This is a genomic window from Rhodococcus sp. NPDC059969, from assembly GCF_042738325.1.
Lineage (GTDB): Bacteria > Actinomycetota > Actinomycetes > Mycobacteriales > Mycobacteriaceae > Rhodococcus_F.
Genome location: NZ_JBHWUF010000018.1, coordinates 21,744 through 45,944 on the forward strand (window position 1 = coordinate 21,744; position 24,201 = coordinate 45,944).

The window sequence follows — 24,201 nt, forward strand, 5'->3', positions numbered from 1 at the left end:
CTCAGTCTGCCCGAATCAGACGAACGGAGTCGGCAGGATCGCCGCTGCGCCACACCGCGCAGCAACCTCTTCGGCTACTGGACAGGTGGTCACCTAGTATCGAGGTGTGGCAACAGCATCGGGACTCGTGTGCGCGCACCTGCGCGGTGCGTTTCGACCGATCACGACCGCCGAAGTAGGTGGCCGATGACACCGGATAACGCACAAGTCCCAAATTCGACAGAAAACACCGATAGCCTGGAAGACGTGCAGCCCACGACTCGTCACCGCGCGCGGCGGCGAGTCGACCCTGCACTGGAGAATCCCCAGAGCCTCGAAGAACCGCAGGAACTGCTGCCGCGCAAGCGTCCGACGCAAGAACGCAGCCAGCGTAAATTCGACGCCCTCCTGGCGGCGTCACGTGAACTCCTCACCGATGTCGGATTCGAATCGTTCACCTGTGAAGAAGTCGCGGCGCGTGCTGACGTCCCGATTGGGACGCTCTACCAGTTCTTCGCGAACAAATACGTCATCGTCTGTGAATTGAACCGCCAGGACCTCGTCGGGGTCCAGCACGAGCTTGCCCAGTTCGGCGGCGAAGTGCCCTCGCTCGACTGGCTGCGGTTCCTGAACAGTTTCGTCGATCACATGGCCGGGCTGTGGACGTCTGATCCGTCGCGCCGCGAGGTCTGGCTGGCGATGCAGTCGACACCGTCCACGCGGGCCACCGGCGTCATTCACGAGAAGCAGTTCGCCGAGACGGTCGCGAAAATGTTGGGCCCGTTGACGCCGCGTACGCGGCGAGATCGTCGCCTGATGATGGCGGAAGTCCTTGTCCACGTAGTGTATTCGATGCTCAATTTCTCGGTTCAGGACGGTCAGTCACATGCCGACGCGGTCGCCGAACTGAAGAGGCTCATGATCGCGTATCTCCTTGTTGCCGAGAAGGAATCGCGCACGAAGGACTAGTCGAACGACAAAGAGCCGGTCTCCCTTTGGGAGACCGACTCTTTCGTGTCCAGTGGTGTTACCCAGGTTCGGATTCGATGACTGCGAAGGCGCCGGCCATGTCTCCGTCGTGAGTGAGTGAGATGTGGATCTTCACTCCGGTGAGGTGTTTGGCCACGTCACCGCGAAGCCGGATGCCGGGGCGACCCCAGGCGTCCGAGACGACTTCGATCTGATTGTGGATCATCTCCCCCAGCACCGGCGGGCTGGCGAAGAGAGCAGCCGACCAAGCCTTGATCACTGCTTCCTTCGCTGCCCACCGCGCCGCGAAGTGTCGTGCCGGTTCGGAGCTCCGGGTAGCGGCGTCTCGACGCTCGCCCGGTGTGAAGTTGTCGAGCATTGCCGTTCCCGGCCTGTTCAATTGCTCGGCGAACTCCGACACCGTCACGAGGTCGAAGCCGATACCCAGAACTCCCATACCGTGATTATTACTTGCAGCCGGGCAGATTCGAGCGGTACACCTGATCTGCGCCGAGTCGTGCGTCCTCGCTCAGCAGCATGTCCGCTTCGAGCTGACGCGACGCCTTGGCCGGCGTTCCGTCGGCGCCGAGGCGACGATCCGCCGGACGCTCGTAGAGGCTGTCGCCGCCGCACATCGCCTTGGTGAGGCGACGCTGACCGTCGATCGTCCGCTGCTGCGCCGCCGCAACATAATCCGCGCGCTTGTCGGCCGGAACCGACTCGACGAATGCCTGCGGGTGCACGACTGCGATCAGTCCGGAAACGTGACCGAAGCCGAGGCTGGTCAGCAGGCCGGCGCGCAGCGGAAGCTGCTCACCGAACTTGAGCGGCTGACGCGCCCACACGAGGTGCTCGAACTCGGCCATCTTGTCGTCGACGCAGTCGAGGCTGCGGTTCGGCGGGACGATGCCCTGGCTCAGTACCTGGCAGAGTCCGATCAGCTGGAAGGCTGCGGCACCACCCTTCGCGTGACCGGTCAGGCTCTTCTGCGAGACCACGAACATCGGCGCGCCTTCACTGCGTCCCAATGCCCCGGCGAGGCGCTCGTGCAGCTCTGCCTCGTTGGGATCGTTGGCGGCAGTGGAGGTGTCGTGCTTGGAGATCACGGCGATGTCGTCGGCGCTCACTCCGAGAGCGTTGAGCGAGAGTGCGAGCTGTGAATCCGCTCCCCCACGTCCGGCGCCTAGTGCTCCGAGTCCCGGTGCCGGGATCGAGGTGTGGACACCGTCGGCGAACGACCCGGCCCAGGCGACCACACCGAGGACGGGCAGACCCATCTCGAGTGCCAGGTCACCGCGAGCGAGCAGAATCGTTCCGCCACCGGCCGACTCGACGAATCCGCCGCGGCGACGATCGTTTGCCCGCGAGAAGCGGCGATCTTCGATGCCCTTGGCGTGCATGTCCTCGGTCTTCGCAGTGGCCGACATGTCACCGAAGCCGATGATGCCTTCCGTGCTCAGATCGTCGAACCCGCCGGCAACAACCAACTGCGCCTTGCCGAGTCGGATCTTGTCGACGCCTTCTTCGACGGATACCGCTGCCGTGGCGCAGGCGGCGACGGGGTGAACCATCGCACCGTAGCCGCCGACGTACGACTGAACGACGTGCGCGGCAATGACGTTCGGCAGCGCTTCCTGCAGGATGTCGTTCGGGCGGTTCTCGCCGAGCAGCGTGTCGATGTACAGGCTCCTCATGGAGGTCATACCGCCCATGCCGGTGCCCTGCGTGTTGGCAACCAGGCTCGGGTGTACCCAACGGAGCAGTTCGCTCGGGGTGAAGCCGCCCGTGAGGAAGGCGTCCACCGTTGCGACGATGTTCCAGAGACCGACGCGGTCGACCGAATCTGCCATGTCCGCGGGGATGCCCCACTTGGTGACGTCGAAGTTGGTCGGGATCTGGCCGCCGACACTACGAGTCAGCTTCATCTTGCGCGGGACGCGGATCTCGGTGCCTGCTCGGCGGGTGACCGTCCAGTCTCCGGACTCGGCGGAAACCGTCGCCGTCGTGTTCTCCGGATCGGATTCGACGAAGGCCTGTGCTTCGGCCTCACTGCCGACCACGAAGCTCAGATCCTTGTCCAGGAACACGGAGGTGAGCAGCGGAGCGGTGTTGTCGATCATCGCGCCCTCGTCGACGTAGCGGCGGATGCCGCAACGCTCGACAACTGCGTCGTGGTACTTGTCGGCGATTTCCGCCTCGGGTACCAGGTCACCGGATTCGACGTCGTACCAACCCGGCTTGGGGTCGTTCTCCCAGACGATGAGTCCGGTGTTCCACGCCAATTCGAGAACGCCTGCGGCAGAGAGCTGCTCGTCGACCTCCATCTCGAAGCGAGTACGCGAGGAACCGTAGGGTCCGAGCTCTCCGGCGCCCACGATGACCACGAGGTCCGCGGGGGTGACGTCCAGTTCGGGCCAGCTCGGAGCCTTGACCGAGTCGTCGATGCGAGCCGGCGCGGGCAGTGCCAGAATGCTGGACTCGTCCACTGCCTCGTCGACAGCTTCGGCGATCTCGGCAACCTCGGCAGCTTCCTTGGCCAAAGCACCCAGATCCAGGTTGGCCTCGGACAGTCCGCCGGTCAGGTCGACCTCGAGCGGAGCCTCTGCAGCAGCGCGACGCGACTCACGCGTTGCCGTCTTCAGTAGCTGTGTCGCCATCTCCTGGGTGGACCAGGTGCGGACGCCCGCTGCTTCGACCGCGTCGACGATCGGATCGTTGTGACCCATGAGTCCGGTTCCGCGAACCCAACCGATGACGGCGTGTGCCAACGTGACCCGCTCGGCCCAGTTGCGCTCGGCCTTCCAACGGTTCACCACGGCGATCAACGAAGCCTTGGCCTCACCGTAAGCACCGTCGCCACCGAATGTTCCGCGGTTCGGCGAACCTGGCAGCACCACGTGCAGGTGCGTGTCGACGTCGCTGTCGTAACCGATCTTCGAGAGACCGCCGATGAGGCGCTCCACAGACCAGAGCAACACGCGCATTTCCATTTCGGCGCGAGCGCCGGCGTCGGAAAGTTCACCGCCGACACGGGGAGCTGCGAACGGGAAGAGCATCGTCGGCGTCATGGCCGGCTTGATGAGCTTCTTTGCGCCGCCTGCGTTCTCGGTGGCCTCGTTGCCGATCCAGTCGATCAGTGCGTCGACGTCGGTGTACGACGCCATGTTCGCGGGAACCACCCAGAGGGCGGCACCGGCGCGGGCGTTCTCGCGGTACAGGTCGCGGTAGAAACCGAGACGCTGACCGTCGAGTCGCGAGGTGGTCACGAATACCGTTGCGCCACCGGCAAGGAGCTTGCCTGTGACCGCTGCCGCGATGGAGCCCTTGCTGGCGCCGGTCACGACTGCGACCTCGCCTGCCCATTCGGGTGCGTCGGATTCTGCCGCCGTAGCCGCATCAGCGATGCGGGTGTAGACCTCGGCGAGCGCCGTGCGGCCTTCGTCGGTTGCACGGGCAGCCCACCACTTCGCCTGGGCGGCAACGGTGTTACCGGATCCGATGAAGTTCTCGACCGAGAGGGTCTCACTGCCCAGCCAGATACGCGCAAGATCCTCACGCGCACTTGCCCAGCGGTCGTCGAGCAGCACTGCCTTCTGCGCGTCGAATGCCGGAGCGACCAAACGCGGCCAGTCGGAGCCGAGTTCAGCCGAGACCAGGTCGACCAGTTCGGTGTCCTCGACCGTCGCGACTGCTGTTTCTTCGTTCAGTCCGAGCTGCTCGAGCACCAGGCGTGCGGCCGAGGCCAGAACGCCGTTGCGACCGGTGATGTTCTCGGTGAACTCACCCAGAGCGGCTGCGTCGACGGTTCCGCCGCTTCCGCCGCCGGTAGCCGGCAACGAGACGCTGACTCCGCGAGCAGACCCGACCGAGGCAACTGCGCTGTCGATGACTGCGTCCACTGCTGCAGCGTCGGCCAATGCGCCGGAGCTCAGGCCACCGAGGTCGCCGCCGCGGATGCTGGCGCCGTCACGGGTACCGAGAGCCACTGCTGCGGTGACGTGGTGTGCCCAGCCGTCGCCCAGTTCCCAGACCTTCTTGACGCGGTCGGCGATGTAGCCGGGGCGCTTGCCCGAGGGGCCGAAGACCTTGCGCAGGTGATCGTTGATCGAATCGGAGAGCACCGGTCCGAACGGCTTGTACGTGCGGGCGAGCTTGTCGACGGTTGCTCCCAAGGAGCCCATGTCGGCGTCTGCGGCACCGTCGATGGCGCCGAGAGACAGCTCGGAGCCGAGGTCGACCAAGAGCTGGTTACGACGCGAGGAGACGCCGTCGCACAGTGCCTCGATCGTGTCGGCGGGGCCGACCTGATCGGGACGGAGCTTGGTCCACAGGCTGATCAGGACCTTCGTGGCGTCGGGAGCCTTGAAGGTGAGGTCGTCCGGACGCGGTCCGCCCGAAGGTGCAGCGGGAGCAGCAGCGACCGGAGCGGCAGCTGCGGCGACCGGGGCAGCCTGCGCGGCAGGGGCTTCGATCTCGTCGTCGTCATCGACGGCCGGATCGACGTCGGCGCCGTAGACGATCGCAGCTTCGCGCTCGACGTTGAGAACCTCGACCGGGTAACCGAAGCGGCCCGGCAGCTTGAGGGTCTGCGACGCCAGGTTCGCGACGGTCGGGGCAGCACCGAGACCGATCTCGACGAAGCGCTCGACCCCGAGTCCACCTTCGGACTCGTCGCCGAACAGCAGGTCCTGCGTCTCGATCCAGCGAACCGGGCTGGCGAACTGCCACGCCAGCAGCTCGATCAGGATGATGCGGGACAACTCGTGAGTGCCCGTTGCGTAGCGCTCGAAGTCTGCGAGGACTTCCTGCAGCGGCTCGGACGGCACCAAGTCGGCGATTTCCTGAACGAAGTCACGACGCAGCGAGAACGGCTTCGGCACCAGGTTCGGGATGTAGCGGCCGATCAGGATGTCCGGGTCGATGTCGTGCGGGAGCAAGTCCTGCAGGCAGACGCGGAAGTCCGCCACGCCGCCGCGAAGGACGGTGGAGTGGAACGGCACGTCGATGCCGGGGACCTGGATGTATGCCCGCTTGCCGCCGAATTCTGCGCGACGACGGTCGATTTCGATCTCGAGTGCGTCGAGACCGGCTACCGAACCGGCGATGGCGTACTGGCTGCCACGCAGGTTCAGGTTGACGATTTCGAGGAATTCACCGGAAGCCTCGGCGACACCGGCAACGAAGCCCTGCACGTCGTCGTCGGAGACACCGATCTGCGACGGGCGAATAGCGGCCATGCGGTAGTCGGAGCGTCCGGCTTCGTCACGGGGAACGAGCTGGTGCATCGCGGAGCCACGCTGGAAGACGACCTCGAGAAGTGCTTCGAGCGGGAAGACCTCGGCAACAGCGGCGAGTGCGTTGTACTCACCGACCGAGTGACCGGCCAGAAGCGAATCCTCGATGAAGGTTCCGGACTCGCGCAGCTCGGCAACCTGAGCAACACCGAGAACGGCCATGGCCACCTGGGTGAACTGCGTCAGGTGCAGGACGCCGTCGGGATGCTTGTGCTCGACACCGCGGGCCTTGACGGTCACCGGGTTGTCGCGCACGACAGCGAGGATCGAGAAACCGAGTGCCTTGCGGGTGTGCTTGTCGGCACGCTCCCAGACGTCGCGCGCGGCCTTGGAGCGGGCGCGGGCGTCGAGGCCCATGCCCGGGCGCTGGATGCCCTGGCCGGGGAAGGCGTAGACGGTCTTGGGTGCCGCGGTGCGACCGGTGGCGACCATGACCAGTTCGCCGTCGATGCGGCAGCCGACCTCGACGATTTCAGCGCCCTGGTCGATACCGACACGGTCGACGCGGACGTCGATCTCGGCGCCGGGGCGAACCATCCCGAGGAAGCGGGCGGTCCAGGCGGTCAGGCGGCGCGGCGGAACGCGGGTCTCGGCCGGGTCGACTGCGGTGACAACCTGCTGCGCTGCGGCGGAGAGCCACATGCCGTGCACGATCGGGGTTCCGAGGCCGGCCAGCAGAGCGGCGTTGTCGGAGGTGTGAATCGGGTTGTGGTCACCGGAAACCTGAGCGAATGCGCCCATGCTGACCGGCGCGAGGATCTTCGCGTCACGGCGACGACGACGTGAGGTGTCGACAGCCGCATCGCTGATCGATCCACCGGCGCGAGCCGGGTCGGCGAGTTCTCCGGCACCGGTGCGTCCGCGGATCGCGAAACGCTCGGTCATGGTGACGACTGCGGGGGCGTCGAGGCCCTCGCCGAGCATGGCACCGACCTCGACCTTGACCTCGACGACGCGACCGAGGTCGGTGTCGAGAACCGAGGCGACCTCGGCGTTGACGACGAGAATGCTTGTCTCGGAGGGAAGCTCACCGACGAAGTCGACGGTGTGGTCGAGGTGGACCAGGTCGAGCATGCCTTCGATCACAGAAAGACTGTCGAGCTTGGCTGCGCCGAGGACGGCGAAGACGGCGGGCCAGCATGCTCCGACGACGACGTCCGGAACAGCCTTGCCGCTGACACTGAGCGTGGCGGGCAGGCCGGAACCGGTGACACCGGCGTGATCGGCGATGCGATCGGGAACCCACGCGACGTTGAGTCGGGCCTTGCCGTTCTTGACTGTCGGAAGTTCCTGTCCGGCAGCAACTGCCAGCAGCGCGGACATCGCACCTTCGGCGTCTGCCTCGGTGACAACCGGAGCGCCGCCGTCGATCACGGACTCGGGGATGGTGATCGTGATGTCGACGGACTTGTCTGCCACCAACGGAACCGAGAGCAGCACGTGCGAGGAATCGACGACGGTCAGGCTGGACCCGGTGGTGCCGTGTACTGCCTTGTCGGCAGACTCCGCACTCCACTCCTCGAGGTCGCCGAGACGACGGACAGGGTTCTGGGTCAGGCGGCCGGCCCACTGGAGGTCAGGAGCCGAGAGGACGGCGTCGAGAAGTCCGGGTGCGGAATCCTGGTGGCGACGGCTCGCAAGTGCAACCGGAGTGGTTCCGGCAGCAACCAATTCGTCGTAGGTGGCCTTCTCGAAACGATCGAGCAGGTCGCCGACCGGCTCGTCGACACGGGTGATGCCGGCGACGGCAACGGTGCCGGGGATGACACAGACCTGATCTGCGGTGTAGCGAGGATCGTGTGCCTGCCACAGGGAGTCGCTGCGCCACCAGCGACGCACGTCACCGTCGACAACGGGAACGAAGTTGACCGGCTTGCCCGGTGTCTTGCACAGCGAGATGAAGAACGAGACGTCTGCGGGATGCAGAACGGTCGTCGAGTAGTCCGGGTACGAAGCCTGCAGTGCGCAGATCGCAGCCTCGGGACGCTCGAGGGTCTCGGCATCGCCGAACAGTGTGGGGATGGGACCGCGGTCGACCGGGTGCAGTCGCGCCTCGGCGCGCTGGAGCATCTCGCCGAAACGAGCACGCCAGGTGATGTCGAGCCACGGGCTCGAGGTCGCCTCGACGATGGCGTCCTGAATATCTGCGCCGCAGTCGAATTCCTTGGCGGCGTCGATCCCGACGGTCAGCTCGAGGTAACGACGCAGCCACTGGGCGTACGTCATGGTCTCGACGTCGCCGAAGTACGGCTTGGCGGTGACGTCGAGGGCGGCGATGATCTCGTCGCGGCGCTCGGCCACTGCCTCGGAATCGCCGGCAACCTCGTCGAGGAGGCGTCCGGTACGCGAAGCCGCGTTGTCGATCTCGTGGATGTCGGCACCGAGCTGGCTACGGCCAGAGGCCATTCCGCCTTCAGCAGTACCGGCACCGACCCAGTCCGGCGTACCGGGTGTGTCGACGAGAAGCTGCTTGACCTCGGGAGAGGTGGTGGCCTCGAGAGTCGCCATGGCTGCAGTACCGACCAGGATGCCGTCGACGGGCATGGCCGGGAAACCAGCTGCGGCAGACCAGCGGCCGGTCAGGTAATCAGCTGCGCGCTCGGGTGTTCCGATGCCGCCGCCGACGCAGATGACCAGGTTCGGACGCGTGCGCAACTCGGCGTACGTGTCGAGGAGCAGGTCGTCGAGGTCTTCCCACGAGTGGTGTCCGCCGGCGCGGCCGCCTTCGATGTGGACGATGACCGGGAAGTTCGGAACCTCGTTGGCAATGCGGATCACGGAGCGGATCTGCGCCACGGTGCCGGGCTTGAACGCGATGTTGGTGATGCCGATCTCGGACAGCTCGTCGATGAGGGCAACAGCCTCTTCGAGTTCCGGGATACCGGCGGTGACGATGACGCCGTCGATGGGAGCACCGGCAGTGCGGGCACGCTGCACGAGGCGCTTGCCACCGAGCTGCAGCTTCCACAGGTACGGGTCGAGGAACAGGGAGTTGAACTGGACCGCGCGGCCCGGCTCGAGCAGCATCTTCAGTTCTGCGACACGGTCTTCGAAGATCTCTTCGGTGACCTGTCCGCCACCGGCTAGCTCGGCCCAGTGACCGGCATTGGCTGCCGCGGCAACGATCTTGGCGTCGACCGTCGTCGGCGTCATGCCTGCGAGCAGGATCGGCGAACGACCGGTCAGCTTCGTGAACGCGGTCTCGACGCCGATGCGGCCGCCGGGAAGCGCAACGGGCTTCGGCGCGAATTCGGACCACGAACGTGAGACCTCAGGCGCAGCACCGGGAGTGAGCAGATTGCGGTGTCCACCGCGGGTGGCTGCGGCGATGATGCCGACGCCCTGTCCACGCAGCGAAGAGGACGTCATGCGGGTCAGCTGATCGCTGGGTCCGAGATCGAGAATCCACTTGGCGCCGACGGAAATTGCACCGTCGACAGCCTCGACCCAGTCGACCGGATCGACGAGGACACCCTGCGCGAGTTCGCGCGCACGGTCCGCGTCGAGACCGCAACGGGTTGCCCAGCTGCCGACCAGTTCGACGGCCTCGGCCAACGCGGGGTGATGGAAGCCGATTTCGGTGTCGAGGGGATCGAAGGACGGAGCGAAGACGGAACCGCCGCGCTTCTTGCCCTCACGCTCGCGGGCTTCTTCGGCTTCGATCTGCTCGCAGCGCTCTTGCACGCGCGCCAACTGAGCGGGCGGCCCGGCAAGGACGACACGGCGACGGCCGTTGCGGATGGCAAGGACAGCTGAACGCTCGGGAGCGACACCCTCGGCAAGCTCGGCGACGATGGCAGCAAGGCGCTCGGGATCGACGCCCGAGACCGCGACCATCGGCTTCGCGGAGGCGCCGGCGATGACGCCGCGGCGACGGCCGACCAAGCTGGCAGCAGCACCGACGAGCTGTGCGACGGCGAGGAGCTCACCGTCGTCGTTGCCCTGGGCGGCTACGGCAGCCGTGGCAAGAAGGCCCTGCGAGTGGCCGATGACAGCAGCAGGCGGGTTGCCGGCCACATCCAGACCCTGAGCGGAGAGGGCACGCAACGCCGCAAGCTGCGTGAGGAAGACACCGGGAAGCGACACCGGAGCTGCGGTGAGCGCTGCAGCGGAAGGTCCCGCCGACTTCTCACCTTCTTCTTCGTCGACGATCTCGGCTTCGAGCATCCACGCGATCGGATCGAATCCGACCGGGCGAACCACGAGGAGATCCTGTGCGACGGGTGCAAGGCGTGCGGCTGCATCATTGACCAGATCGGTCAGAACGGGTTCCAGGCCGTTGTCACGGCTGAGCTCCTCGAGCGAGGTGAGCCAGGGAGCGCCCTGTCCACCGAAAGCGATTGCGTAGGAAACGCCGTTGTTCAGCGAATCGACGAGGGCACCTTTGCTGGTCGTGCGGGACTGTCCCCCATCGACGCCGAAACGGCGTCCACCCTTCGAGTCGCGTCCGTTTCCTGTAGGTGTCGTGTCATCGATCGTCACGCGTACGTCCTCTCCTGGTCACCTCTGCGGCGAGGTGGGATTTGCGGTGTGCCGCCCGGCTGAAGTGCTCGCGAATTCGTCGAGAGAATCGACGGAGTCAGGGCGTTCGTGCAAGACAAGGTTTACACAGAATCATGAGGATTTCCTCACGTTTGTCGACGCCCTCGAAATCTGGACTTTCAGGGCCGTGATCTTCCTCACGAGAGTTCGAGAAAGTGACTCGCGAGTAGGTCGCGAACGCCCTGCCTGGGACTGTTACCGGGATTTTCAGAAACCTGAGGAACCCCTCATATTTATTGTTACCAATTCGTGACCTCCTTGACGGACGGTCGATCCCGTGCGTTTGCGGCCACAATCTGTCGGACCCCCTCGCTACGTTCAGCGCGTCCACACAGGACAACTTCTCGGGGGGAGAAATCATGGAAGACACAGACGTAGTCAGAGCCGTCGAATTCATCGGCGCCGAACTTCCGCGCGAGGCGTGGCCGCACTGGAATCAAGGCTGGCCGCTCGAGTCCGAAGCGGCCCTTCTCGACGCGATCTTCTCGTCACGCGCCGCGTACGGAACGCCGAAGACCGGAGTCCGCGCTGTCGTCGACCGTTGGCGCACGCACCGGTCGGTGGAGGCCGGCGAACATCTCGACAACTTGTCCGCTCTCGCCGCCTTCAACGACCGTGGCGACGAACTCGCAACGGTTCTCGGCAATCGCCAGCGCGTGCCGGGCAACTACTCCACCAAGGCCGAAGGTGTCGCTCGCGCAGCCAAGGCGCTCGTCGACGCCGGTTGCCGGTCCAGTGCCGACGTCGAGGACACCGAAAGCCTCCGCTCGGCAGTCGTCTCCGTTCCGGGCCTCGGCCCGAGGACCTTCGAGACGCTGGTGTTCCTGTCCGGGAAGTTGACCGCAACCTCGATAGATCTGCTTGCACGGTTCGCCACCGAGGCGAGCAGCAGCGAGGAATTGTTGTCGAGCACCGACGCAGCCGAATTGCTTGTTGCGGTGTCGGAACACCTCGACGTCGATGTTCGGACACTCACCCACGCTGCGTGGCGGTATCAACGCACGGCTGAGCAACCGCGCCGGTCGAAGAAAACCACCACCCCGCCGGCAGCGGATCCACTGGCCGAATCGGCCTGAGAGCAGGCGGGCGCATCCCGACCAGGGTGGTGTTCCCGCGAGCGATTCCACTCGCGTATCCTTTGAATTCCGCGCGCGAGTGGCGGAATTGGCAGACGCGCTGGATTTAGGTTCCAGTGTCTCAGGACGTGGGGGTTCAAGTCCCCCCTCGCGCACAACGAAGAGCCCCGCCGGATCTGATCCGGCGGGGCCTTTCCAGTTCTCAGCGCTTTCGATCCTTGTCCGGTGGAGTCATGTACGTCGTCCGACTAGGCGTCAGCCCCAGACGGACCGAGCTCTCCAACCACGTGATCGCCGCTGCCGTCGGATCCACCACCGGAACATGAACCCCTTTGCCATGCAGCCTGTCTCGGACCGCGCCGGTTACACCGAGCATGCCGGTGCAACCGAGAACGACGGAGTCGGCCTCGCCGTTCTCCACTGCTGCAGACGCCTGATCGGCCAGTCGATCGATCAGCACCTCGCGATCGGTTAGTCCGAGCACCGGCATGTCCACGACTCGAATACTGCCCAGCCGATTGTCCAACCCGTACCGCCGAGTGAGCGATCGGAGCATCGGCACGACGTTCGGCAAGATGGTCACGACACCGACCCGATCGCCCAGACTCATCGCTGTCAGAAATGACGGCTCGAAGCCGCCGACCACCGGTGCGTCGATGATCTCGCGGGCGGCATGCACTCCGGGATCGGCGAAACATGTGATGAACACACCGTCCACGCCGTCGACTGCCGCTTCTTCGACCCTCTGCACGATCCCGGGACCGGCAAGGGCCTCGTCGTACTCACTCTCGATGCTCGCCGTGCCGGAGCGCAGCGAAACGACGTCGACCGTCGTACCGGGCGCTGCCCAGTGCTCCACCTCGGCTGTCACAGCAGGCGTGAGTGTGGTGTCGATGACCGGACGAATCACTCTGATGTGCATGAACACTCCCCTGTTGTCGGATATGCCCGAGGTTATCGATGCATCACCGCCGGGAGAATGTGGTCAGTGCCTGGCGTTGCTGGTGAGGATGGGCATAGCGCACAACAAGTCCATCGTCCAGATCACCGAAAATTGCATTGATGAGTCGCAAATCTCACGCTAATCCAACTGAATGCAGTTAGATCACAGCTATGACTACGAAATTCCTTGGGCCGAACCCTTGGCCGGAAATAACTAAAGCCGTCAAGACTCGCGGCCCCCGGTACGTCGCAGTGGCCTACCTCGGCGTAGATGCGCCGCGCCTTTTACCTCTGAAATCACGAGATGTTCTGGTGGTGAACGCCTCAGACCGTTCTATTCGCGCACACGCCACTTCCCCAGATGCCATCGAGGAGTTCATAGAACGTGGTGTGCGTGTCGTCTCGGTGGGCACGCTCCATGCGAAGGTCATTGCTACTGAACTTTTCGCGGTCGTCGGATCAGCGAACGCTTCAGCTAATTCCGAGCGTGCGGATGAAGCGACAATCATCACTGATCAAAAGTCAGTGATCAAACAGGTTCGGGACTTTGTCATGAACCTGATTGCTCAGTCGACGGAACTCGACGCTAACTTCCTTGTTCACGCACGCAAGGTCTGGAATGAGGGTCAGGGCGCCGATATTGTCGGCGTCGCCGGCCAGACCACACCCGAACCGGAATTTCTTCCAGTACCGATAACCCGAGTCTTTCTCGACGAAAGCGCCGCTTACAAGGTGTCCGAGGCCGAAAAGAAGATCCGCCGCCAGAGTAAGGTGCGTGCGCGAAGCAGCACCGGCCCTCGCGAAAAGTACTGGCTCGACTGGTACCGGTATACGGGTGCCGCTCCGTTCAGACTTGGCGACGTCTTGTTCTTAGCTCATACGCGCACGCTCGCACGAGGTCGAATCGATACTGTGCTGCACCCACCAGCAGTCGTGAAGTCAGATGCGATCCCCATTCCAGGAGGAAACGGCGACGTCGGTTTCGTTCTCTCCTACCGAACTGCGGACGTGGCCATTCCAGCGGATGAAGCAAATCAAAGACTGAGGGATACCGGGGCATCCAACCCACGGCTCGACCATCCCCGTCAGGTTACAGGCGACATTTTGCGATCATCGCTTTTCGCACTGTGGAAAATCGATGTGACGTGAGTCCAGGACCTCCGATGTGTATCGGACACGACGATTTGAAACGCCCTACGACACCGTGTCGGAGATCGCAGGGCGAGGCACTATAGCTCTCAGGTACCGTCTTAGTGTGTCCAAGAACGCTACTAAACGCCGACCTGCGCTGATTCTGCTGGTCATCGTGTCAGCCGCCGGCTGCCTCGCGCTCGGCTGGTGGCAGTGGGAGCGCTTCGAAGCCGTCGGAGGCTCGGGACAGAATCTCGGGTACGCGTTCCAGTGGCCGCTGTTCGCGGCGTTTGTCGTGTACGCGTACCGCAAGTTCGTTCAGCTCGAAGACGTGGACCCGGAAGAGGCCGAAGCCGAGGAAGCCGCCGCGGAGCCGCGTGAAATTCCCGCCGACCTCTTGCCGCAACGCCCGCAGGCCGAGTTCGACGATGTGAACCTCGACGTCGACGATCCCGAAGCCCGCCAAATGCTCGAATACAACGACTACCTTGCGCAGCTCGCCGCTCGCGAGTCCGATAGGAGCACGACGTGAGTACCGGTTCGGAAGCGAGCATCGCTACCCCCGCAGTCAACGCAGAAAAGCAGAAGAAGGTTGCGTCGGCGCTCGTCCGATACCGCGTTCTCGCCTGGATCACGGGTCTGTGGCTGCTGTTCCTGACCGGTGAGATGGTCTACAAGTACCTGATTCTGGACAATTCTGCGGATGCACCGGCGTGGTTGTTTTACATCGGCCAGATCCACGGTCTGTTCTACATGCTCTATCTGGTCTTCACGATCGACCTCGCGATCAAGGCCCGGTGGAAGCCCAGTACGACGGTTGCCACCGCGCTGGCCGGCACGATCCCGTTCCTGTCGTTCGTGTTCGAGCACAAGCGAACCGCCCAGGTGAAGCAGGCTTACCAGCTCTGAGAGTTTCGACAAAGTACAGCCCTGAACGCAGATGCGTTCAGGGCTGTACTTTTCGGATTCGGATCAGCCGGCCAGTGCGGCCAACGCCGGAACGAGCTGCACGAGCGCTCTCCCCCGATGTGACGCCGCATCCTTCTCGGCCGGGGTGAGTTCTGCGGCAGAGCGGGTGTCACCGTCAGGACGGAAGATGGGGTCGTATCCGAAGCCACCGTCTCCGGCCGGTTCGCGGCCGATCACCCCACGCCATTCGCCGCGCACCACGATCTCGTCGCCACCAGGAATCACGAGTGCACAGGCGGAGACGAAGGCTGCGCCGCGCCGCTCGTCTGGCACGTCTCCCAGCTGAGCCAGCACCAGGGCGGTGTTCGCGCCGTCGTTTCCGTGAGTGCCCGACCACCGCGCGGACAGCACACCCGGCATACCGTTCAGCGCATCGATCTCGACACCGGAATCGTCTGCAATGCACGGCATTCCGGTTGCCGTAGCGCCGTCACGCGCCTTGGCGAGCGCATTCTCCTCGAATGTCGCGCCGGTCTCGGGAGCCTCGGGGAACGGCGGAACCTCGTCAAGCCCGACCAGCTCGATTCCGTTCACTCCGGCGGCATCGAGAACTCGGTGAAGTTCCTTCAGCTTCTTGGCGTTTCGGCTTGCAACCAATACTCGTACGCTCACAGCTCAGGCACCGAACTTCTTCTTGGGTTCAGGATTCTTCGGTTCGGGGAGCACCCCGGGATACGGCTCGGCCAACGCCTGACGCTGGATCTCGAAAAGTTGCTCACAACCAGCGAGCGCGGAGTCGAGCAGCTTGTCCAGCGTCGAGCGTGGGAACGTGGCGCCCTCACCGGTTCCCTGGATTTCCACCAGAGTGCCGGTATCGGTGGCCACGACGTTCATGTCGACCTCGGCACGCGAATCCTCTTCGTACGGAAGATCCAGACGCACTCGTCCGTCCACGACGCCGACGCTGACGGCCGCTATGCCACACGAGATGGGCTGCGGGTCGGAGAGCAGGTCGGCAGCGCGCAGGTACGTCACGGCGTCGACCAGGGCCACGTACGCCCCCGTCACTGCCGCGGTGCGAGTGCCGCCGTCGGCTTGAAGGACATCGCAGTCGAGGGCGATGGTGTTCTCGCCGATTGCCGCGAGGTCGATGCACGCTCGAAGTGATCGGCCGATGAGTCGACTGATCTCCTGAGTGCGGCCGCCGACCTTGCCCTTGACCGATTCGCGGCCACTACGTGTGTGCGTGGCGGCGGGAAGCATCGCGTATTCGGCTGTCAGCCAACCCAAACCGGAACCCTTGCGCCAGCGGGGAACACCCTCTTCGACGCTGGCCGTGCACATGACGCGTGTGTTCCCGAACTCGACCAGAACGGATCCGGCCGGATGACTGGTGAACCCGCGGGTGATCTTGACCGTGCGGAGCTCGTCGTCCGCCCTACCGTCTTCTCGTGTAGTCACCTTCGTGAGCCTAGCGGTCGCCCGCTCGGAGCTGCATCGAATGTGAGGGGAATCAGATGTCGTAGACGCTTCCGGCGGAGACTGCATGGACCGGTCCGGAGAATTCGGATTTCGCTTCGGCGATCACGTCTTCACGGGATGTCCACGGCGGGATGTGCGTGAGGAGAAGCTCCTTGACGCCGGCGAGAGCGGCCACTCGGCCGGCTTCCTTGCCGGAGAGATGGACTCCCTCTGGCCGATCGGGACTGTCGGTCCACGACGCTTCGGAGAGCAACACGTCCGCATCGCGCGCGAGTTCGACGACGTTGTCACACATGCCGGTGTCGCCGGTATAGACGAGCACGCGGCCGTCGGCGCCGGTGATCCGGAAACCGTAAGCCTCGGGCGGGTGATTCATCCGGCGCGCGACGACGCTCAGTTCTCCGAAGGACACCGGCTCGTTCTCGGCCCAGAGCCGGACGTCGATGGTGTCGGAGATGTCGTCCATCTCGCCGGCACACTCGGCGGAGGACACTCCGATGCGGCAGGCGGTATCGGTGGGGCCGTAGACCAGAGCGCGGCCAACCGGCGGGTTGGGGTGATAGCGCCGCCAGACGAGCAGGCCGGGCATGTCGAGACAGTGGTCCGCATGAAGGTGCGAGAGCAGGATCGTCACTTCGCCCGGATCGGCGTATCGCTGCAACGCTCCCAGAACGCCCGGGCCGAAGTCGATCACGAGCGGCGGAGTTCCCGGTGCCGTGAGCAGGTATCCCGAAGCCGGTGAATCCGGACCCGTGACGCTGCCGGAACACCCCAGGACGGTCATGCGCATACCGGTCATGCTGCCACGTCTACCCGTCTGGGAAAAAGCTCTTGGTCGTTTTGGCGCGTCGAAGTCACACCGCAGTGTGGGTGTGACCCACGTCCGTTCAGAAACTGGGTGGTCGAACGGCCGGTGCCGAACCTGAGCGCTTGGCCCTCTCCCCCGACGTCAGTGCCCACGCGGCCACCACGCCGCCGATCGCTCCGAACAGATGTCCCTGCCAGGAAACTCGAGGATCGCTCGGCAGAACGCCCCACAGCACTCCGCCGTACACGACGAAGACAGCAACACCGATCAGGATCTGCGTGAAACTTCGCGTGAAGAATCCGCGCACCAACAGGTAGGTCACCCAGCCGAAGATCAGCACGGACGCACCGACGTGATTCGAGTTCGAACCGGCGAACAACCAGGTTCCGACACCGCCGATCACCCAGATGATGCCGGTAGCCGCGAGTCCGCGCGCGATTCCCGACACCAGCACGAGGTATCCGAGGATCAGCACCGGAATGGTGTTGGCGATCAGGTGACCCCAGTCGTCGTGAAGCACTGGGGCGAACAGGATTCCCCACAGTCCGTCGAGCGTGCGCGGGGTGATGCCGGCATTCTGGACGTTCTGACCGGAGATGACATCCACGATCTCGATCACGTAGAGCATGATCGCGAAGCCGCCCACCAACACGGCCGACTGTTTCCACACCGAAGGCGGACCGGATTTCGGTGCCGGCGTTCGGGTGCCGAAATCCGGACTGTTGAAATCCATCGTCATCGTGTGCGTCCTCCACCGTCGATCCGGTTTTCTGATCGGTCACTTGCAACCAGGCTCAATTCGAGGTTACCGCCGATTCCAGGAGCGATGCCTAGAGAAATGCGGACGGAAAGAGTTCGCGATAACTCGGGATTCCGGCAACCGACGTGGCGTCCAGAATCGCCTTCACGATCGCCCGTTCGACCACCTGCGCCGAAGCCGCGCACACCGCGTCGAGTATCGGCAGATCGCTCGGGAAAGCGGCCGGAACCGCGATCTCCGAATTCGGAGTGTGATCACCGGTGGCGAGCGCGAAGATCGTGTCGCCGTCGAGCGGCGAATGTGCGGGCCGAATCGCTCGCGCCAGACCGTCGTGACCGGCGACAGCGACGCGTCGGCACCCGGCTTTGGTCAGGGCAGCGTCGGTGGCGACGACGCCGATCGTGGTGTTGAGGACGGTGCCCTTGGCTGCAACGGCATTGGCCGCCGCGAGTTCGGACGCGTCGGGGCGCCTGAGGCCGAACGACTCCGCCCCGTCCGAGCCGACGCCCCACGGCAAACCTGTTCGAGGGTCGAAGACCGAACCCACCGGGTTCGCCACGATCACAGCGGAGACCGTCGTGCCCTCGGCGGGGCCGTCGGCGATCACGACGCTCGCCGTTCCCACCCCACCCTTGAGCGCTCCGGCTCTCGCGCCTACTCCGGCACCGACCGTGCCCGTGGCGAATTCGCGCGAAGCGGTGTCGGCAGCGAGGAATCCGAAGTCTCCAGTCGGACGAACGGTCCAGTCCCCCACCGGCAGATCGAAGATCACGGCGCCGGGGACGATCGGTACCACCTGACCGGGAGCCCCCATCGCGATCCCGTGATCGTGTTCCTCGAGCCAGCGCATCACGCCGTCGGCCGCGGCCAATCCGTAGGCACTACCGCCGGTCAACAGCACTGCGTTGACCTGCTGAACCGAATGGCTCGGGTCGAGAAGGTCGGTCTCTCGGGTACCAGGCCCGCCGCCCCGGACGTCGACTCCGGCAACCACACCGGCCGACGCGAGCACGACTGTGCACCCGGTGGCTGCGCCGCTTCCGAGGGTGACGCCATCGTCGAGCTTGTGGTGATGGCCGACTGCGAGGCCGGCGACATCTGTCAGTGAATCAGTGGGCCCGGTCCGCGTCGTAGTCATGGCATGAGCGCCTGGACGAGGGAGTCCTGCATCCACGTCAACCAGTGATAGACGTCGAGATGCGGGGCACGCGGGTCGTCGGGTTCGAGGCTCTCCGGGGTGTCGGCGTCGATGCCGAGATTGGTTCCGAGCGCGAGACGGACGTCGTTGAGCGAGGACAACCAGGCATCGGCCTGTTCCTGCGTGAGAACGACCTTGCCGCCGGCCTCGGGAAGCGAAGCCAACAGCGTACGGGCGGACTCGCGTTTGGCGTCGATGATCTCGGGCTCGTGCAAACTGCGCAGCGCACCATTGACATTGGCACCCGCGTCGTCGAGATCGTCACTGTTCGGGGTGACCTTGTCCGGGTCGGCGCGCTGGAAGTCGGGAAGCAGCCGCGCCAACACCGGATTGTCGGGTGTCTCGGAATTGCCGGTCCGAAGGCCGGTCAGCGCGGCGAGCTCGTCTTGCGGCGCCGAAGACGCACGCTCGTCGAGAAGCCCGGTCACCGACTCCACGAGGGAGCGTAGAACCGCCGCTTCGTGACCGTCCATCTCGGACTTGAACTTCACTCCGCCGAGTGAACTCTTCCTACTCCACGTCCGCACGCGTCGGACTCCCGTCTACGAGTTGGGCGAACAATTCGGTCGAAATAATGGTTCTCAGGTGTCGTCGCGTTGCATGGTGGCCCAGAGACCGGCCGCGTGGAGGCGACGCACATCGGCCTCCATCTTGTCTCGCGAACCGCTCGAGACCACGGCCTTGCCCTCCGAATGAACCTGCATCATCAGATCGGTGGCCTTGGCTTTGCTGTAGCCGAACAGCTTCTGGAACACGTAAGTCACGTAGTGCATGAGATTGACCGGGTCGTCCCAGACGATGGTCACCCAGGGCCGATCGGCGGCTTCGATGGTCGCCACAGCCTCCGACTGCTCGGGCGTGGCTTGAGGAGAGGAAGCCGTAGCGCCTCTCATCGTTACGTTCGCCGAGTAAGTGTCGGACACGGTCGCGCCGCCGAAAACCATGTATCCAGGGTACGGCGCGGCGAGAGGCGACAACACCCACCCACGTCGTCTCGCGCCTAGAGTTGTGTGCGTGCCTACGCAAATTTCCGACATCCGCGACGCCGGTGCCAGCACCGCACTGCTCACCGATCAGTACGAACTCACCATGCTCTCGGCGGCTCTCGCCGACGGATCTGCCTTCCGCAACTGCAGTTTCGAGGTCTTCGCACGGCGGCTGCCCGACGGCCGCCGCTACGGCGTCGTCGCCGGTACCGAGCGCCTACTCGACGCGCTCGAGCAGTTCCGATTCGGTGAACCGGAACTGGCGATCGTTGCGAAATTCCTCGACGACACGACCGTCGAGTGGCTGCGCAACTACCGATTCTCCGGTGACATCGACGGCTACCGTGAGGGCGACTTCTACTTCCCCGGATCACCGATCCTCTCGGTCCGCGGAACGTTCGCCGAGTGCGTCATCCTCGAAACCTTGATTCTCTCGATCCTCAACCACGACAGCGCGATCGCTTCGGCCGCAGCCCGGATGGTCAGTGCAGCGGGCGGTCGACGAATGATCGAGATGGGCTCGCGTCGTACACACGAACAGGCAGCGGTTGCCGCTTCACGTGCCGCGTATATTGCCGGTTTCGACGCCACCTCCAACCTCGAAGCCGCGCGGCGTCACGACGTGCCCAGCGCGGGAACGAGTGCGCACGCCTTCACCCTGCTGCACACCACCGAAGACGGTCCGGACGAGGCGGCGGCATTCCGCGGTCAGGTCGCCGCTCTCGGCGTGTCCACCACGTTGTTGGTCGACACCTACGACATCACCGAGGGTGTGAAAACGGCTGTCGCCGTTGCCGGTCCCGAACTGGGCGGAGTGCGCATCGATTCCGGCGACCTCGGCGTCCTTGCTCGCCAGGTACGCCAACAACTCGACGACCTCGGGGCCACCAAGACTCGCATCGTCGTCTCCGGCGACCTGGACGAGTACGCAATCGCAGCCCTGCGCGCCGAACCCGTCGACTCGTACGGCGTCGGCACTTCCCTGGTCACCGGATCAGGAGCCCCCACCGCTGGCATGGTCTACAAACTTGTCGAGGTCGACGGGATTGCCGTCGAGAAGAGAAGTACCAACAAGGCATCTCGCGGCGGCGCCAAGAAAGCACTGCGCGTAGTGCGCCCGACCGGAACGATCGTCGAAGAAGTCATCTACCCCGCCGGCTCACCGTCACCGGTTTCCGAAGCGGACGGCGCGACCGAACTGTTGATCCCGTTGGTTCGGGAAGGCAAGGTCGTCGAGAATGCACGCACGCTCGAAGAGAGCCGTGCAGTTCTGAAAGCCGGGCTCGTGAGCCTGCCGTGGGAAGGGCTCAAGCTTTCACGCGGAGACTCGGCTGTGCCCGTTCGATTCTCCGGAGGTGAGCACCGGTGAGTGCTAAAGCGCTGATCGTCGTCGACGTTCAGAACGATTTCTGTGAAGGTGGCGCCCTCGCAGTCGACGGCGGTGCTGCGGTTGCGGGAGCCGTCAGCGATTTCGTGAACTCACACGAGTACGACGCTGTAGTCGCGACCCGCGATTTCCACATCGACCCTGGGGCACATTTCTCCGAAACTCCCGACTTCGTCGACAGTTGGCCGGTTCACTGCGTCGTCGGGACGGCCGGCGCCGAGTTCCATCCGGCATTCGACGCCTCCGTCGCCGGTTCGGCGATCTTTTCCAAGGGCGCCTACAGCGCGGCCTACTCCGGTTTCGAAGGAGCGGCCGAGGACGGCACGACGCTCGAGGACTGGCTCCGCGCCCACGAGATCACCGACGTCGACGTGATCGGCATTGCCACCGATCACTGCGTCAAGGCCACAGCCATCGATGCGGCGCGCGCAGGATTCGGCACGACAGTCCTTCTCCCCTTCACCGCTGGTGTGTCGACCGCCACGATCGAGTCGGCATTGGTGCAGATGCGGGAGGCGGGAGTGCAGCTGATCGGGCGAGACGAGGCCGCGTCGGAAGAAGACTCGATTGCCGGGGAACTACCCCGGGAATCATCCGTGGACGTTTCTGACGTAGGGATCCATTAACCTTCGTGGGTGGCCGATCAACTCCCGAACGTTCCCGAACTGCTCCAGACAGCGGTGCGGTCGCTCGGCGGTGCCGAACGAACCAGCCAGCTGACGATGGCGTCGGCCGTGGCGCACTCGATCGACACGGGCGAGCATCTGGCCGTTCAGGCCGGCACCGGTACCGGTAAGTCACTCGCCTACCTCGTTCCGAGCCTGCGCCACGCGGTCGAATCGGGGCGCACCGTCGTCGTGTCCACCGCTACCATCGCGCTTCAGCGTCAGCTCGTCGATCGAGACCTGCCACGGCTCGCCGATGCCCTGAAAAAGCCACTCGGCCGACGCGCAGAGTTCGCAATCCTCAAGGGCCGCAACAACTACCTGTGCATGAACAAGATTCACACGGGTGCGTCCGAGCAGCCACCCGAGGACGAGTTGTTCGATCCGTTCACGGTCTCGCGTCTCGGCCGGGAGGTTGTCCGCCTCACCGAATGGTCCTCCGACACCGAAACCGGTGATCGTGACGAATTGGTGCCAGGTGTGTCCGATCAGGCGTGGCGGCAGGTCAGCGTCACCTCCCGCGAATGCATCGGCAAGAACCAGTGCCCCGTCGGTGAGGACTGCTTCGCCGAGCGCGCCCGCGTCGAGGCGTCGAAGGCCGACGTCGTCGTCACCAACCACGCACTGCTCGCCATCGACGCCATCACCGGCATTCAGATCCTGCCCGACCATGACGTCGTGGTGATCGACGAAGCTCACGAGTTGGTCGACCGCGTCACGGGCGTGGCGACGGCCGATCTCACCGCCTCTTCGATCAGTGCGGCGGCCAGGCGTTGCGGCAAGATCGCCGAAGAACAGGACGCCGACCGACTCGAAGCTGCCGGCGAGGGTTGGGCGGGGCTCCTCGAGGAATTGCGTCCAGGTCGATGGGAAGGCCTCCCGGACGGGGCGGCGCCCGCACTGGCCGCAATCCGCGACGCCGCCTGGTCGCTACGAACGGCGATCGGCCCGGCCAAACCTGGCATGGCAGCAGCAGACCCCGAAGCGGCTGCCGCCCGCAACGCCGCGCTCTCATCCGTCGACGACGTCCACGACAGCGCCGTTCGCATCCTCACAGCCTTCGACGAACCCGACCCGGCCAAGCGAAAGGACGTCGTCTGGCTGTCCTCGGACGAGTTCCGCGGATCGGTGCGGCGCTCGGTCCGGATGGCTCCGCTTTCCGTCGGCGGTCTGCTGCGCTCGAGACTGTTCGCCGAATCGACCGTCGTTCTCACCTCCGCGACACTGACCGTCGGCGGATCGTTCGACGGGCTCGCCGTCAACTGGGGTCTGCCCGCGGAATCGTCGGTGCGCCCCGATTCGGGTACCGCCATCGGCACCGAAGCCCCTTCTGACGCTTCGGCTTTCCGCTGGAACTCACTCGACGTCGGGTCGCCGTTCGACCACGCCAAGGCCGGTATCATCTACATTGCCCGGCACCTGCCGACCCCCGGCCGCGACGGCCTCTCTCCGGTCTATCTCGACGAGATCGCCGAACTTGTCGAGGCTGCGGGCGGACGCACCCTCGGCTTGTTCTCGTCGATGCGCGCCGCGAAAGCGGCGTCCGAGGCGATGCGGGAACGCCTCGACACCCCCATCCTGTGCCAGGGCGACGACGCCACCGGCACCCTCGTCAAGGCATTTGCCAAGGACGAACCCACGTCGCTGTTCGGCACACTGTCCTTGTGGCAGGGCGTCGACGTCCCGGGGCCCTCGCTGAGCCTCGTCATCTTGGACCGTATTCCGTTCCCGCGCCCGGACGATCCACTGTTGATGGCTCGTCAGCAAGCTATCGAATCCCATGGCGGTAACGGCTTTCTCAGCGTCTCGGCCAATCACGCCGCACTGCTCCTGGCACAGGGCGTGGGCCGTCTGCTTCGCAGCACCGACGACAAGGGCGTGGTGGCCGTGCTCGATCCACGTCTGGCAACGGCCAGATACGCGGGTTACCTTCGCGCATCACTGCCTCCGTTCTGGGAGACGACCAACCCCGAAGTCGTCCGTAAAGCGCTCACCCGCATCCGCGACTCACGTCCCTGACCCGGTTTTCACGTGGGCACAGTTCTGCCCCGGTACCGACCGAACGGACCGGGG

At 64.7% G+C, this 24,201-nt stretch carries 18 protein-coding genes and 1 tRNA gene; 9 read left to right on the forward strand and 10 right to left on the reverse strand.

What is annotated here, in order from left to right; translation table 11 throughout:
* Positions 1 to 246: 246 nt before the first annotated feature.
* A complete protein-coding gene (locus ACFWAD_RS29150) occupies positions 247 to 948 on the forward strand; it encodes a TetR family transcriptional regulator (RefSeq protein WP_003945379.1) in 702 nt (233 codons plus the stop codon).
* Between the two features lie 58 nt (positions 949 to 1,006).
* Here ACFWAD_RS29150 and ACFWAD_RS29155 read toward each other — a convergent pair whose 3' ends face one another.
* Both ACFWAD_RS29155 and ACFWAD_RS29160 read right to left on the reverse strand, forming a co-directional pair.
* Complete coding sequence (locus ACFWAD_RS29155; RefSeq protein ID WP_378550185.1) at positions 1,007 to 1,405, reverse strand: holo-ACP synthase; 399 nt, start codon at positions 1,403 to 1,405, stop codon at positions 1,007 to 1,009.
* 10 nt (positions 1,406 to 1,415) lie between these two features.
* Positions 1,416 to 10,724, reverse strand: coding sequence for a fatty acid synthase subunit beta domain-containing protein (locus ACFWAD_RS29160; protein ID WP_378550188.1), 9,309 nt, complete (start codon positions 10,722 to 10,724; stop codon positions 1,416 to 1,418).
* A gap of 419 nt (positions 10,725 to 11,143) precedes the next feature.
* Between ACFWAD_RS29160 and ACFWAD_RS29165 the strand changes: the two genes are divergently transcribed.
* Positions 11,144 to 11,860, forward strand: coding sequence for a hypothetical protein (locus ACFWAD_RS29165; protein ID WP_378550191.1), 717 nt, complete (start codon positions 11,144 to 11,146; stop codon positions 11,858 to 11,860).
* A 73-nt stretch (positions 11,861 to 11,933) separates the two neighbouring features.
* A tRNA-Leu gene (locus ACFWAD_RS29170) sits at positions 11,934 to 12,015 on the forward strand.
* Between the two features lie 47 nt (positions 12,016 to 12,062).
* On the opposite strand, the gene ACFWAD_RS29175 is transcribed toward ACFWAD_RS29170, so the two are convergent.
* On the reverse strand, positions 12,063 to 12,782 hold the full coding sequence (locus ACFWAD_RS29175) for an aspartate/glutamate racemase family protein (RefSeq protein ID WP_378550193.1): 720 nt from the start codon (positions 12,780 to 12,782) through the stop codon (positions 12,063 to 12,065).
* A 191-nt stretch (positions 12,783 to 12,973) separates the two neighbouring features.
* On the opposite strand from ACFWAD_RS29175, the gene ACFWAD_RS29180 reads away from it, so the two are divergent.
* The 3 genes from ACFWAD_RS29180 to ACFWAD_RS29190 all read left to right on the forward strand — a co-directional run bounded on the left by ACFWAD_RS29180 (position 12,974) and on the right by ACFWAD_RS29190 (position 14,842).
* Positions 12,974 to 13,951 carry a phosphatidylserine/phosphatidylglycerophosphate/cardiolipin synthase family protein gene (locus ACFWAD_RS29180; RefSeq protein ID WP_378550196.1) on the forward strand — a complete coding sequence of 326 codons (978 nt, stop codon included), beginning with the start codon at positions 12,974 to 12,976 and terminating at the stop codon, positions 13,949 to 13,951.
* A gap of 106 nt (positions 13,952 to 14,057) precedes the next feature.
* On the forward strand, positions 14,058 to 14,465 hold the full coding sequence (locus tag ACFWAD_RS29185) for a hypothetical protein (RefSeq protein ID WP_021333455.1): 408 nt from the start codon (positions 14,058 to 14,060) through the stop codon (positions 14,463 to 14,465).
* Positions 14,462 to 14,842 carry a DUF3817 domain-containing protein gene (locus ACFWAD_RS29190; protein ID WP_378550199.1) on the forward strand — a complete coding sequence of 127 codons (381 nt, stop codon included), beginning with the start codon at positions 14,462 to 14,464 and terminating at the stop codon, positions 14,840 to 14,842. Before ACFWAD_RS29185 ends, ACFWAD_RS29190 begins: the two co-directional genes overlap by 4 nt.
* 63 nt (positions 14,843 to 14,905) lie before the next feature.
* Here the strand turns inward: ACFWAD_RS29190 and rdgB are convergent, their stop codons facing one another.
* From rdgB to clpS, 7 genes are all read right to left on the reverse strand, one after another.
* Positions 14,906 to 15,514: an RdgB/HAM1 family non-canonical purine NTP pyrophosphatase gene (gene rdgB / locus ACFWAD_RS29195; protein WP_378550202.1), complete on the reverse strand. Its 609-nt coding sequence runs from the start codon at positions 15,512 to 15,514 to the stop codon at positions 14,906 to 14,908.
* 3 nt (positions 15,515 to 15,517) lie between these two features.
* Positions 15,518 to 16,303, reverse strand: coding sequence for a ribonuclease PH (gene rph, locus ACFWAD_RS29200; RefSeq protein WP_003945332.1), 786 nt, complete (start codon positions 16,301 to 16,303; stop codon positions 15,518 to 15,520).
* A gap of 52 nt (positions 16,304 to 16,355) precedes the next feature.
* Positions 16,356 to 17,114 carry a cyclic nucleotide-degrading phosphodiesterase gene (locus ACFWAD_RS29205; protein ID WP_378449751.1) on the reverse strand — a complete coding sequence of 253 codons (759 nt, stop codon included), beginning with the start codon at positions 17,112 to 17,114 and terminating at the stop codon, positions 16,356 to 16,358.
* 97 nt (positions 17,115 to 17,211) lie between these two features.
* Positions 17,212 to 17,871: a rhomboid family intramembrane serine protease gene (locus ACFWAD_RS29210; protein WP_378550205.1), complete on the reverse strand. Its 660-nt coding sequence runs from the start codon at positions 17,869 to 17,871 to the stop codon at positions 17,212 to 17,214.
* Between the two features lie 91 nt (positions 17,872 to 17,962).
* Positions 17,963 to 19,030 (reverse strand): P1 family peptidase, encoded by a 1,068-nt coding sequence (locus ACFWAD_RS29215; RefSeq protein ID WP_378550207.1) that lies wholly within the window; start codon positions 19,028 to 19,030, stop codon positions 17,963 to 17,965.
* A complete protein-coding gene (locus tag ACFWAD_RS29220) occupies positions 19,027 to 19,617 on the reverse strand; it encodes a DUF2017 domain-containing protein (protein WP_378550210.1) in 591 nt (196 codons plus the stop codon). The genes ACFWAD_RS29215 and ACFWAD_RS29220 overlap by 4 nt, the downstream gene beginning before the upstream one ends.
* Positions 19,618 to 19,671: 54 nt before the next feature.
* Positions 19,672 to 19,983: an ATP-dependent Clp protease adapter ClpS gene (gene clpS / locus ACFWAD_RS29225; RefSeq protein ID WP_029255695.1), complete on the reverse strand. Its 312-nt coding sequence runs from the start codon at positions 19,981 to 19,983 to the stop codon at positions 19,672 to 19,674.
* Positions 19,984 to 20,104: 121 nt separating this feature from the next.
* Between clpS and ACFWAD_RS29230 the strand changes: the two genes are divergently transcribed.
* From ACFWAD_RS29230 to ACFWAD_RS29240, 3 genes are read left to right on the forward strand one after another with little or no spacing between them, the layout of a single operon-like run.
* Positions 20,105 to 21,445 carry a nicotinate phosphoribosyltransferase gene (locus ACFWAD_RS29230; RefSeq protein WP_378550213.1) on the forward strand — a complete coding sequence of 447 codons (1,341 nt, stop codon included), beginning with the start codon at positions 20,105 to 20,107 and terminating at the stop codon, positions 21,443 to 21,445.
* The gene (locus ACFWAD_RS29235) at positions 21,442 to 22,089 is read left to right on the forward strand and encodes a nicotinamidase (RefSeq protein ID WP_378550216.1); all 648 of its coding nucleotides are present in this window, start codon (positions 21,442 to 21,444) and stop codon (positions 22,087 to 22,089) included. The genes ACFWAD_RS29230 and ACFWAD_RS29235 overlap by 4 nt, the downstream gene beginning before the upstream one ends.
* 9 nt (positions 22,090 to 22,098) lie before the next feature.
* Positions 22,099 to 24,147: an ATP-dependent DNA helicase gene (locus ACFWAD_RS29240; RefSeq protein ID WP_019749155.1), complete on the forward strand. Its 2,049-nt coding sequence runs from the start codon at positions 22,099 to 22,101 to the stop codon at positions 24,145 to 24,147.
* The last annotated feature ends 54 nt before the right edge of the window (positions 24,148 to 24,201 follow it).